At 37.1% G+C, this 12,321-nt stretch carries 14 protein-coding genes; 4 read left to right on the forward strand and 10 right to left on the reverse strand.

Translation table 11 applies throughout. From position 1 onward, the window contains the following. Positions 1 to 5 precede the first annotated feature (5 nt). From YN1551_RS01545 to YN1551_RS01575, 7 genes are all read right to left on the reverse strand, one after another. A complete protein-coding gene (locus YN1551_RS01545; protein WP_012717064.1) occupies positions 6 to 1,118 on the reverse strand; it encodes a 3-hydroxyacyl-CoA dehydrogenase in 1,113 nt (370 codons plus the stop codon). Between the two features lie 6 nt (positions 1,119 to 1,124). Beyond that, positions 1,125 to 1,661, reverse strand: coding sequence for a Zn-ribbon domain-containing OB-fold protein (locus YN1551_RS01550; RefSeq protein ID WP_009989827.1), 537 nt, complete (start codon positions 1,659 to 1,661; stop codon positions 1,125 to 1,127). Next, complete coding sequence (locus YN1551_RS01555) at positions 1,658 to 2,845, reverse strand: thiolase domain-containing protein (RefSeq protein ID WP_009989826.1); 1,188 nt, start codon at positions 2,843 to 2,845, stop codon at positions 1,658 to 1,660. The genes YN1551_RS01550 and YN1551_RS01555 overlap by 4 nt, the downstream gene beginning before the upstream one ends. A gap of 23 nt (positions 2,846 to 2,868) precedes the next feature. Beyond that, the gene (locus tag YN1551_RS01560) at positions 2,869 to 4,482 is read right to left on the reverse strand and encodes a long-chain fatty acid--CoA ligase (RefSeq protein ID WP_012717065.1); all 1,614 of its coding nucleotides are present in this window, start codon (positions 4,480 to 4,482) and stop codon (positions 2,869 to 2,871) included. Positions 4,483 to 4,516: 34 nt separating this feature from the next. Further along, a complete protein-coding gene (locus YN1551_RS01565) occupies positions 4,517 to 5,719 on the reverse strand; it encodes an acyl-CoA dehydrogenase family protein (RefSeq protein WP_012714438.1) in 1,203 nt (400 codons plus the stop codon). A gap of 183 nt (positions 5,720 to 5,902) precedes the next feature. Continuing rightward, positions 5,903 to 6,835 carry an alcohol dehydrogenase catalytic domain-containing protein gene (locus YN1551_RS01570; RefSeq protein WP_012714437.1) on the reverse strand — a complete coding sequence of 311 codons (933 nt, stop codon included), beginning with the start codon at positions 6,833 to 6,835 and terminating at the stop codon, positions 5,903 to 5,905. Between the two features lie 31 nt (positions 6,836 to 6,866). Beyond that, complete coding sequence (locus YN1551_RS01575) at positions 6,867 to 7,670, reverse strand: XdhC family protein (RefSeq protein ID WP_012717066.1); 804 nt, start codon at positions 7,668 to 7,670, stop codon at positions 6,867 to 6,869. Positions 7,671 to 7,868: 198 nt separating this feature from the next. Here YN1551_RS01575 and YN1551_RS16930 point away from each other — a divergent pair, with 198 nt between their 5' ends. Both YN1551_RS16930 and YN1551_RS17945 read left to right on the forward strand, forming a co-directional pair. Beyond that, positions 7,869 to 8,018, forward strand: a complete 150-nt coding sequence (locus YN1551_RS16930; RefSeq protein WP_012716688.1) for a hypothetical protein — start codon at positions 7,869 to 7,871, stop codon at positions 8,016 to 8,018. A gap of 155 nt (positions 8,019 to 8,173) precedes the next feature. Next, positions 8,174 to 8,455 carry a hypothetical protein gene (locus YN1551_RS17945; RefSeq protein ID WP_048052264.1) on the forward strand — a complete coding sequence of 94 codons (282 nt, stop codon included), beginning with the start codon at positions 8,174 to 8,176 and terminating at the stop codon, positions 8,453 to 8,455. Between the two features lie 23 nt (positions 8,456 to 8,478). Here YN1551_RS17945 and YN1551_RS01585 read toward each other — a convergent pair whose 3' ends face one another. The 3 genes from YN1551_RS01585 to YN1551_RS01595 are packed head-to-tail and all read right to left on the reverse strand — an operon-like array spanning position 8,479 to position 10,286. Continuing rightward, positions 8,479 to 8,910, reverse strand: a complete 432-nt coding sequence (locus YN1551_RS01585) for a cupin domain-containing protein (RefSeq protein ID WP_012716684.1) — start codon at positions 8,908 to 8,910, stop codon at positions 8,479 to 8,481. Next, the gene (locus tag YN1551_RS01590) at positions 8,876 to 9,313 is read right to left on the reverse strand and encodes a carboxymuconolactone decarboxylase family protein (protein WP_012714435.1); all 438 of its coding nucleotides are present in this window, start codon (positions 9,311 to 9,313) and stop codon (positions 8,876 to 8,878) included. Before YN1551_RS01590 ends, YN1551_RS01585 begins: the two co-directional genes overlap by 35 nt. Positions 9,314 to 9,371: 58 nt before the next feature. Next, positions 9,372 to 10,286 carry an aldo/keto reductase gene (locus tag YN1551_RS01595; RefSeq protein ID WP_012714434.1) on the reverse strand — a complete coding sequence of 305 codons (915 nt, stop codon included), beginning with the start codon at positions 10,284 to 10,286 and terminating at the stop codon, positions 9,372 to 9,374. A gap of 93 nt (positions 10,287 to 10,379) precedes the next feature. Here YN1551_RS01595 and YN1551_RS01600 point away from each other — a divergent pair, with 93 nt between their 5' ends. Both YN1551_RS01600 and YN1551_RS01605 read left to right on the forward strand, forming a co-directional pair. Beyond that, complete coding sequence (locus YN1551_RS01600; RefSeq protein WP_012716683.1) at positions 10,380 to 10,946, forward strand: zinc ribbon domain-containing protein; 567 nt, start codon at positions 10,380 to 10,382, stop codon at positions 10,944 to 10,946. Positions 10,947 to 11,446: 500 nt separating this feature from the next. Next, positions 11,447 to 12,250, forward strand: a complete 804-nt coding sequence (locus YN1551_RS01605; protein WP_012714432.1) for an MBL fold metallo-hydrolase — start codon at positions 11,447 to 11,449, stop codon at positions 12,248 to 12,250. The last annotated feature ends 71 nt before the right edge of the window (positions 12,251 to 12,321 follow it).

Below are 12,321 nucleotides of genomic sequence, written 5' to 3' on the forward strand. Positions count from 1 at the left end.
ATTTTTTATTCCGGTAAATACTCTTCCATACCAGAAATTCTTCTCAAGTCTTCTAAGGTCTTAGTTACACTCTCTCTTCCAAACTCCCTTTCGTAATCGAAAATGCCTTTAGGAAAGCTTAATCCTAATCTGACACCTAGGTCAATATCTTCCTTGCTTGCAATTCCGTTTTTAACCATCCAATTTGCCTCACTTATCGCAGGAGCTATAATGTATAACGGATTTATTTTTTCAGCTAGTTGTGGAGGTAAATTAGGCTTAATATACTTATTTGATGGATAAGTATAGAACCCTTTTCCGCTCTTTACGCCGAGATCTTCCTTTTTTGTCATCTCCTCTAGTGTCTTACACGGATAGGCCTTAAATCCCCTTTCCATCATTGCAGAGCTTACGTAATAGTTAACATCCACACCAGTGTAATCCACAAGTTCAAAAATTCCCATTGGAAATCCCAATTTATATCTAGCTACTGCGTCTATCGCAGTATATTCACAAATCCCCTTTTCAACAAGCATGCAAGCTGTGGTGATAATCCTCAATAATATTCTGTTAACCACAAATCCCGGTACGTCCTTATTAACCATTATTGGTATCTTTCTAAGGGATTTAATGAATTCATAAGTCTGTTTAACAGTGTCGTCTGAAGTTTTACTTCCCCTTATTATCTCCACTAACTGCATTAACACTGGGGGATTAAAGAAGTGAGTTCCTATAACCCTTTCTTGCCTTTTTACAGCAGAAGCAATTTCCGTAATTGGTAAGCTACTAGTATTAGTAGCCAATATCGCATTATTGGGTAATAGTTCCTCAAGCTTAGAAAATAGTTGTCTCTTTAAATCCAATTTCTCTGGTATTGCTTCTATTGATATATCAATTTCCCTTAACTCATTCGATAACCCTTCTATGGTTTTAATTCTTCCCAAAACGTCCTCAACACTTTCCTTTAAGTTACCTTTTTCATACAATTTCTCCAAACTCCACTTGACCTTCTGTATTGCGTTATTCAATATATCTTTAGATACATCACTCAGATAAACGTTATACCCAGCTATGGCTGAAACTTCGGCAATTCCGTGGCCCATTGTCCCTGCTCCAACTACCAATACATTTCTTATCATGAAATTTCAACCTACTGGAACCAGTTCATAAGTTAGATATCCTTCTGGTTTCCTCTCAATAACCTCAAGTTTAACCTTCATCCCGACTCTAACTTCCTTAGCCCTTACCCAGCCTAGAACATTTACTCCATTACTCATCCTAGCTATACCCACTATATAATCTTGATAGTGAGAGAATGAGGGAGGTTTGACGTTAACTACGGTATATGCCACAATTTCACCTTCCTTAGGCATTTCAATCCATTCTAAATTTGATATTTTGCATTTTGGACAATCATCTTGAGGCGGAAAATATATTGAGCCACACTTTGGACATTTCGTGGCTAGAATTTTACCCTCCCTTAATCCCTCAAAGAATTTGAATATCCTTTTAACTGGAATTTGATACCTTAGGTCAATCTCCCTTACGTCAATCCAAAGGGGGTTATTAGTCTTTTGTTCATTCACTATTGGTAATTTAGTTGTCTTTATCGCGTTATCAAGCATCAACAGTGATTGGGAAATTTCCTTTTGCATCTTATCCCTTATTTCATTTAGACTCATGTAGATGGCCTCCTAGTTGAGTATATTGTTACGTATGCGTAATGTCCAGTTCCTCCAACGTTGTGCGTTATTCCCATCCCGTTCCTAACTTCCACTTGTGTTCCCTTATGTGCTCTGTATAATAACTGTCTTGTTATTGATACTGCCATGCTTACCCCAGTTGCCCCTATTGGGTGTCCCTTTGCTTTCAACCCTCCATCAACGTTTACTGGTATTTTCCCTCCTATGTATGTTTGTTCTTCTCTTGCCAATAGGTATCCCTCACCTCTTTTTGCGAATCCTAAATCTTCATATGCCATTATTTCCGCTATTGTGAAACAATCATGCACATCTGCTACGTCGAAGTTCTTCCATGCGTTATCGAATTCTATTCTAGCTCTCTTATACGCTTGCTGTGCTGCAATGTGAGCTGCTTCTATATGTGTGAAGTCAGTTCTCCTACTCAAGTTTGCAGTGCCACTAGCAACTCCTTGTGATACTATCCATACTGGAGAATCAGTTATCTTTTTAGCAACTTCCTCAGATGCTAAGACTATTGCAGCAGCACCGTCAGTAATTGGAGAGGAGTCCAGAAGCTTCAGGGGATAAGCAACTGGTTTGGACTTCAAATATTCCTCCATAGTTATTTCCTTTTGAAATTGTGCATAAGGGTTCTTAGCCCCATAATAATGATTCTTAATGGCGATCTTTCCTAAGTCTTCCTCTTTCATACCATATTTAGCCATATATGCGGAGGCGTGAAGTGCGTAATATCCTGGGAAGGTAAGCCCAAAGTTCTCAAACTCCCAGAAATAACCCCCAGCCCTGCCAATTAGTTCAACTACTTGGGGATTAGGTGCTTGATGCATTTGTTCTACTCCTACGACTAGTGCTATATCTGCTTCACCAGATTTAATTGCTAGATAGGCATCTCTTATTGCTGCGCTTCCAGTGGAACATGCTGCCTCAACTCTCATAGTCCCCTTTGGTGTTAGGTTACAATACTCCCCTACTATTACTGCTGGTAATTCCTCGGAACTCCAATTCCCTACATTACCAACAACGAAGTATTGTATTTCATTTTGATCTATGTTTGCTTCTTCAAGAGCTTGTTTAACAGCTTCCCATGCTAGTTCTTGCAAATTAACATCTGTCCTTACCCCGAATTTGGTGTGTCCAGTTCCGATAATTGCTACATTTCTCATACTTTAATCTACCACTTGATAGTTTATTTAGTTTGTGTCATGTCTCTAAGTACCTTTTTATCTATCTTATTGGTTGAAGTTAGTGGCATGGAACTTATGAATATAAATCTATCTGGAATCCACCACTTTTGAATTTTACCCTCGTCCGCAAGTTTCAATAGGAATTGCCTTATTTCCTCTTCTGACACTTGCTCTTTCGGAACTATGAATGCAGCTGGTCTTTCTCCCCATTTCTCGTCCTTAATTCCAACTACTGCAACTTGAGACACCTTGGGATGTAATGATATGGCGTTCTCTAAGAGTAGTGAAGGAATGAATTCTCCACCGCTCTTTATTGCGTCCTTCTCTCTATCAACTATATGTATATATCCGTACTGGTCCATGTAGGCTAAGTCACCGGTGTGTAACCATCCTCCCTTCCATAATGCCTTAGTCTTTTCTGGATCCTTATAATACTCTTGAGTTAACCACGGTGCTCTAACTACTATTTCCCCTATCTTACCAGTCTCCTTTTCCTTTCCAGTAGCTGGATCGACAATTTTAATTTGAACTAAAGGAATTGGTGCCCCGGCAGTTATTTGTTCCATAAATTTAGTGTTGTCGTCCAATCCTTCAATTGCAGAGTTATAATAACCGACTGACAATACTGGACAAGTTTCAGATAAACCATATCCTCCTATTACAGTAATACCTAATTCTTTCGCCTTTTTGGCTAATCCTTCTGGTAGAGCGGAACCTCCTATTGTAACTTTCCATCTTTTGAATACGTGAAGGTATTTAGGAGCATCTGGGTTTGTTAGCAATAGATACAGTATAGTTGGTACCATGGCTGAATATGTTACGTTCTCCTTATCCATTAACCTTAGTATAAAACTGTAATCGTATTTACCGGGTAAAACGTATTTAACTCCTGCCATCAGTGCTACATATGGATATCCCCAAGCGTGCACGTGGAACATTGGTACTAGGATCATATATACGTCGTTTGAGGTCAAGCTTAATGGGGGTCTAGCACCAACTAGGCTTACGCTCATTGCATGTAATACTATTTTCCTATGATTAAACCATACGCCCTTTGGTTCTCCAGTAGTACCAGAAGTGTAAAAGATCGTTGCCATATCGTTTTCATTAACGTTAATCTCCTCTTCCAATGGCTCATTTGACTCAATCAATTCCCAAAAATCTATTGTATCTAATGGGCTTCTCACCTTTTCCTTAGAATCACTATAGGATATCACTTTCATTCCCACAGGCATTATTCCCTTTGCTTTTTCAATAAGTGGCATGAACTCGTCTCTTACTACTAAATACCTATCCTCTGCGTGTAATATTGTCTTTGCTATTAACTCCAAGGGATATCTGATATTTACCGTGTGTAGCACTGCACCTACCATTGGTATTGCATAATAATTATGCATATAGACATCAGTATCCCAATCTATAACTCCTATCTTTTCCCCTTTCTTAACTCCTATCTTTCTTAATCCATTTGCTAACCTTTTTACAGAATTTGCGAAAGATCTAAAGGTATATCGTCTAATATCTCTGTATACTATTTCTCTATCTGGAAAACTTCTAGAACCAGAATCTAATATCTTATCTATTGTTAATTGGGACTCATAATATTCGCTATTCATGTTATAATACTTAGAAAAACAACTATAAAAAATTTTACATCTTAATTCCGAGGAGTCTTCTCGCAGTTTCCCTTAATATAACTAGTTTTTGAATATCGTTAGCACCTTCATATATTCTCATTACCTCAACATCTCTCAACAATCTCTCTACACCAGTAGAAGTAGCTACACCATATCCACCATGAACAGTTATTGCCCTAATTGCAACCTTCTCTGCAATATCTGTTGCGTACAATTTTGCCATTGATGCTGCTACTATAGCCTCATTCTCAAGACCACGATCAAATAAACTAGCTGCCCAGTACGTAAGTAGTCTTGCAGTATTTACTTCAGTTAGTGATTCAGCTATCTTCTCTTGAACCATCTGAAATCCTATCAATGGACTCTGGAAAGCAAACCTCTGAGTAGAATATGTAACCATTCTCTCTAGCGCGGCTTGTGCAACACCAACTCCTTGAGCGGCAACACCAACCCTTGTCCTATCAAAAGTCGCCATTGCGTACTTAAACCCGTTTCCCTCTTCTCCTAGTAGATTTTCTGCGGGGACTTCAACATCCTCAAAGGCTAACTCTGCAGTGTTTGAAGCCCTTAGTCCCATAGTCTCAATTCTATTTAATACCTTAACTCCTTTCCATTCCCTTTCTACTATGAACATCGATATCCCTTTCCATCTGGCATTGGGCTCTGGGGGTGATGTCCTAGCTGTAACTACGTAATAGTCAGCTATCCCACCATTGGTGATAAAGATTTTTCTACCATTAATAACGTACTTACCATTTATCTTTTTAGCAATTGTTTGTATTCCAGCAACGTCAGATCCAGCGGCTGGTTCAGTATTAGCAAAAGCTGCGACTTTATCTCCTCTAGCCACTGGAGTAACGTACTTTTTCTTCTGTTCTTCATTACCGAAAAGCAATATTGGAGTTATGAATAGGCCTCCAACAGATACTCTCGTAGATAACGAGGCCCAAACTCTAGATATTTCCTCTTGGGCTATGGCAGTCATTAGTGTATCTCCACCTTGTCCACCGTATTGTTCTGGTACTGCAACGCCATATAGACCTATTTCCTTAGCTTTTTCTAGCACCTCCTTTGGTACTGTACCTTCTTTTTCACCCTTTTCAACATAAGGTGCAACGTCTCTCTCCATGAATTCCCTTACTGCTCTCCTAAATAGTTCATGTTTCTCAGAAACGTTTACAGAAAATGCTTCCACACTATTGAAAGGTAAAACCATATATAGTTAAGACCTACTAGACTGATTATAACTCTTTCTATCATTAGGTTTTATTTTAGCCTATAATTTAGCGTATACTTACCTCAAAAACTAATACGTTACTCATGATGAATTAAAGAAAGGTCAACGTAAAAATATAATATTTAGGTTATCACCTTATGAGAACTACATGTATAAAGAAGGTTAAACTACCTTTAATACAGCTCTTCCCAGAACCTTTCTCTCCATCATTTTCCTATACGCCTCATTTATCCTCTCTAGTTCGTAAATCTCATATATCGCTTTTATTTTCCCTTCTCCCACTAATCTAATAGCTTCCTCGTACTCTGCCTTAGTATAAGATGCCGAACCTATAATTTTTTGTTGTCTCATTATAGTCATGGCTGGCCTTAACAACGTTATTGGCTCGCCTTCAGTATTTCCTATCAAAACTAGAGTACCCTCCTTCTTTAGTGCCCTCAAGGAATCGTTTATTGTTTTAGAGCCTACCAGCTCAAATATTGTATCAAACTTCTCACTTCTTATATCACTAATGGGCGTTACTCCCAATTCTTGTAGCTTTTCCCCTTTAGACGATAGCCCATAAACACTAGAAATACCCAAATATTTCAAATATTGTACGAGATGAATACCCACTCCTCCACCTGCACCAGTTACTAAAACTTTACTATCTCTATTTAAATTTGCAAGCTTAGTTGCGTGAATTGCAGTTGCTACGGGGTCCATGGTTGCGGCGTATTTTTCTAATTTATCGTCTGGTAATGGTATAATGTTTCTTTCTGGAATTATAACCTCCTCAGCATACCCTCCAGTTATCTCTCCTTCTCCTAAAATTCTAGCATTGTCGCACAGATTCTCCTTCCCACTTTTGCAGTACTCACAGCTTCCGCAATTCAGATTTGGATAAACCGCAACAGGTCTTCCCTTATAGTAGCCTACTATTTCATGTCCTAAGATTAAAGGCAATTTAAGGTTTTTAAATCCACCCTTCCATATAACTAGATCTCTTCCGCATATTCCAGCATATGCTACATTTACTTTAACTCCAACCCCTTTAGGCTCAGCGTTACCTATAACAAAAGGTGAGTTAAACTGTGTGAGAATAGCCGCTTTCATGTATTAAAAAGGGAATTGATTGTTAATATATTCATTGTTGACTTAAAGACTTAGGTACAAACATACACTTATCCTCAATCTTTCCAGCTAAAGCGTCATCTAATAGAAGATAAGGATTCTTAACTTCTTGTAAGCGTTTTCCAGTACCTCCTCTAAGTTCTAGCACTACCTCAGATAATATGCTCAACGCTATCTCCTCTGAAGTCTTTGAACCGATATCTAAGCCTAATGGGGAGTGCAATCTTTTCTTAATTTCCTCTAATGGGATGTTTCTCTTTATTAGTAATGAAATCATTAAAGCTGCCCTCTTTTGGCTAGCAAGTAACCCAACGAACCTAGCCTTCTTTTTCATTGCGATATATAACGCATCTATATCGTATGGTTTGCCTCCCTCATTTGCGACAATTACAAATGAATCCTCACTTACCATTTGTTCTAAGAGATTTAGATCATTTGAAATGGCGTAAACTCCAACAAAGTCCTCTTCCTTAACATCACTAGATCCAACTACTGCAACGTAATAGCCCATATCTACTGCTAATTTTGCTATAAACTTGGCAATAATACCAGACCCCACTACTATTATAGCCGGTCTAGGTTCTACTGGTGTAATGACTAATTTTCCATCCTCTACATCCTTTTGAATTACCTCACCCTTTTCTAATGCTTCCAGTGCAAGTCCAATTACTTCCTTATCCAAACTTCCAAGAAGTACTTTTCCATCAGATACTAAAGTCCTCTCTAGCCTATTTCCCTTGTAAATTGAAACTATTGCAAAGCGCTTCCCTTCGGCACTTAACTTTGAAATTAATGGAAAGATCTCACACGAACTCATAGGTAAATATTAAATTGGCTAATTAAATACCTTTTTCTCTAACTAGTTTTAATTCTTTAAGCATCTAGGGAAACGCTAGTCCGATATTAATTTCAATAGATGAGTTCATAAAATTCACGATATTAATTTCTTATTATAGCAATTAATTAAAAAACGATATAATAGAAAAGTTTTTTATATAGAAAAATTAACTTATTTATGCCACAGCAAAATACTGAAAGAGTTGGATTAGAAAATGTTAGGAAAGGAGCTATCTATTTCCTAGTCTACTCCATACTAAACATTATTGCATCAGCGGGAGTTTTTAGTAATACTATTGTCAGTATTCCGTTTACCTTTAACAATTAATAGCATGTTGGCACACTACGGGATTTACGCTGAGATTGCTCTAGTAACTGAAGCAATCTTATTACAAAAATTGGAGGTTAGGGGGCGGAAAACCTCGCCAGCGGGGATGGATAGCCCCTTATATTTAAATAATCCTTTTTTCTGAAATTCTTTTAGTGATGTTAATGATGCTCCTCCCCAGCTCGATTGAGGGCTTAATGGGACTGTGGGAGGAGTATCTAGTATCTCTTAAGGGACTAGACGTTATGGATGAAAGTCCCCTTCTATTCAGATGGGAGTGGATCTCTGATCCACTCGACTGCCAACCAGATGAGAGATGTAGTCCCGAATTGATGGTGGGAACTATGAACCCTCTGGGAGGGAACCCTCGACCTTTTCAGGGTGGTGAGAAATTCAGTCGGAAGCAGATTGCACCTCTTCGCACTCCTTATCACTAACCTTTTCAAGCCACTCTACTGCCTTACCGTTTATTTTTTCTTGAATAGCTATATGGATCATTGTAGTTGTTGCAGTAGCACCACGCCAGTGCTTCACACCGGGCGGAATCCATATTACATCTCCTGATTACATCTCCTGCTTTTATCTTTCTGGGAGGACTTCGCCAAGTTTGAATTAATCCCGTTCCGTAAATACCTATCAATAACTGTCCTAATGGATGGTAGTGCCAATTTATTCTTGCATCTGGTTCAAATGTTACGACACTGGCAGTAACTCTGGATGGTTCTTCCGAATCGTGTACTTGTTTAACAATTACGTTTCCAGTGAAGTATTTCGGATCTCCCTTAGTGAAAGGAACTATACCGTTTTTCTCGATTATTAGATCCATACTAACACTAACTTCTATCCTCTTGTCTTTGCTAATTATCTTTATGTTTTTCACTTTTCTCCTCATCTTCAAGTTCCTTAATAGCCTCTTGTGCTATTCTGAAGCTCTCCATGGCTGCGGGCAGACCACAATAAACTCCTACTTGTAATAGTACCTCCTTTATCTCCTCCTCAGTACAACCGTTCCTTATTGCTCCTTTAATGTGTAATTTAAGTTCATTTTGCCTGTTCAGAGCGCTTAGTATTCCAATATTTATTAAACTTTTTATCTTCCTTGGAATAATATCTTCTCTAGTCCATATTAGCCCCCATGCGAAAATTGTCACCATTTCTTGGAGTTCCCTATTAAAGTCTGTAGCTTGACTTAATGACCTTTCCACGTATTCCTTTCCCATCACCTTTTTCCTAACTTCAAGTCCTTTGTCATAAAGTCTCTTTAGTTCGGGGTCCTTGTCAAATAGGCTACCCATATCTATATCAGTTAAATATTAAGATAAAAAGTAATTTGGTAAATAAAAAAGGCTTAAATTACCTTATGAAATAATCTATCACGACTTTCTTTACCGCTTCATCTAATCTTTTCAAATCACTATCTCTCAGTGACCATTCTAGACTGCCCAAATTCTCCCTAAGGTGATCCTCTTTTGTTGTGTTGAAAATTGCGAATACGTTATCCTTACTGACTAACCAATTTAGAATTATTTGTGCTGGAGTTCTATCTATTTCCTTCGCAATTGAAGATATTTCATCCACAAGTGGTTCTAAGTTTTTAACGTAAGCTTCTCTGGCAAGAACGTACCACTTGTACTCATTTCTGATCTCCTTTCTCCCTATTAGATAACCCAGTCCTAAAGCGTCATATGCCAACAAGGGAATATTTTCCCTTAACATGTAAGGGAGAATCTCCTTCTCAACTTCTCTGAATAAAACGTTATAGTGTAACTCATTCGCCGCAACGTCAGTCTTGGATAAATGTTCTCTAAATTCTCTCAATAAGGGAAGGGAAAAGTTACTTAGACCAATATATCTAATTTTCCCCTCATTAAATAGCCTTTCCATTGCCTTGGCAGTTTCTCTTATGGGCACGTAGTGATTAGGCCAATGGACAAGGTATAGGTCTATATATGAAGTGTTAAGCCTTCTTAAGCTTCCCTCGCAAGCCCTTAAAACGTCATCATATCTTAAGTGGTCAATTGATACTTTAGTTATTATGAATAAATCTTCTCTCTTGAATTTGCCTATGGCTCTTCCAATAATTGTTTCTGAGAGACCATTTCCATAAGATTCGGCAGTGTCAATGGCGTTAATTCCGAGCTCTATTGACTTTTGAATAACTTTTATAGCATTGGTCTCATCAACTATGGAAGGGGTACCGAATTCCCAAGAACCTAAAATAAGTGGAGATATCTTCTCATTCGTCCATCCTAATGTCTTCTTTTCCATGAATAAGTAAGATATTGTTAGATATTTAAATGTTTATCAATTGAGTTTAGCCTAGACCAATTTTCTTTTAATTTTGAGTACGCATTAATTCTTATGGAGAGGGAGATAATTAGGATCTTATCCGTAATTGAATTCCATCCTTTAATCATGGCTTTTCATCTTGGTTTAATGTTAGTAGGAGTTTCTCTGCTCAGCTACTCCGTGTTCTCAATAATTATCAAAAAGGTAGATATTATGTTCCAACTATTAACTGGTTTCATGGTTTATCTTATGTCATTAATACTTCTTATACTAATTTTACTTCTAGAAACTTACCGTTTTCTGATTGTTAATGGAAAAATCTTGGTAAAAAATAGCCTTTTGAGAAAAAATAGATTTGAGTTTAATCTAAAGGATAAAAATTTAATAATTGGGTTTTATGATAAGCCTTTTCTCGCGAAGTTTGCAATAATTTATGGTGATAGATTACTTTTTAAATTTTTAACTCGACAAAAAAATATAGCATTAATAAAAAATTTTGTTCTAAAGTCAAGTTACAGAATGGGTGGAACTTACAAGATTTGTAGTTTTTGTGGAAGCATAAATGAAGAAAACGCAGAATACTGCGATTTCTGTGGCTCAAGAGAATTATCACCTTACGATCTCTACTGGATAGACTAAATAAAAAGGAGTAAAACAAGCAAGAAAAATTTAGAAATTTTTACCAAAAATGGGATTAGGGAACGGGAAGCTTCGCCTTTAGGTGGTACCCCCATAATCGTTGAATTAAATATAATAATTGCAGATTAATAAATCTTTACTATTATCTTATAAATGATAAAATATATCTAAAAGGAAGGATTCTATCTAGATTTTTGTGATATTAGAGGATTTCCTCTCTAATTGTGATTTATAAATTGATTTTTCATTTATGGCTTTTATTGATTTAAAAGGAAATATTTGGTGTCATTCATAAGAAATAAAATACTCACTTTTAAACATAATGTTGCCGTTAACCTAATTTATTTTTATATTACGAGTATTTTAGGATATAATTAAGTATTTTATTGCCCTTAGTCTTGTGGGACAAGACGGTCATCCTTGAATTTATAAGTTAATAACGGCACTTATAACTTTCAAAGGCTCAATAATGTTATAAACTTACTTAACATAGTGTAACTATGCCTTGTAGAGGTTTACACGCAATACCAGCTGGTCCTCCAGAGTTTCCCGAACTAGCAACAGTTTACGTAATTTGTGGGGAGAAGCTTAACGTAATGATAGACGCTGGTGTTACAAATTCAATTATGGACTCCTCTTTTTTAGACAAACTTGATCTCGTTATATTGACACACATTCATATAGATCATATTGGGCTATTACCAGAAATTTTAGATAGGTATAAGAATGTTAAAGTTATGGTAAGAAGTGGTTTTAAAAAGTTTTTGACAACTGACGATGGGGTAAAGAGATTGAATGAGAGCTCAGAGAAAGTATTGGGAGATCTTTATTATATTTACGGCGAGTTCACAAAAATAGATCCAGACAAAGTGGTCGAGGTTGAGGGTGGAGAGATGATTGATCTTGGAGATGGAAAGACTTTGAAGGTAATTTATACCCCAGGCCATGCTAAACACCACATTTCCGTAATAAGTGAAGATATTTTATTCACTGGGGATAGTGGGGGAGCTTACTTTAACGGTATCGTGATCCCAACAACTCCCCCACCATTAGACTACGATAATTACGTTAATAGTTTAAGGTTACAAATTTCCTTAAAACCTAAGGTGGTTGGCTTAGCTCATGGTGGACTTGTAAGTCCTAACGTATTAGAACAACACCTAGAGCAAATGTTGGGTAAAGAGAGTTTGAATATTAGTGAAGAAATTGATATTGGAGGTATAGGCGGGGAAATTCTTAGGAAACAAGTAGAGGTCAACTTGAGAGGCCTAAATGAGGCTTTAGAAAGAAGGAGAAAAATATGATAGTCTTATGACTTATTTTTATTTATAATGACGATTTAAACTTTATCAAATTAAAGAATATAAGATATATC

Source organism: Sulfolobus islandicus Y.N.15.51 (genome assembly GCF_000022485.1).
Classification (GTDB): Archaea; Thermoproteota; Thermoprotei_A; order Sulfolobales; family Sulfolobaceae; genus Saccharolobus; species Saccharolobus islandicus.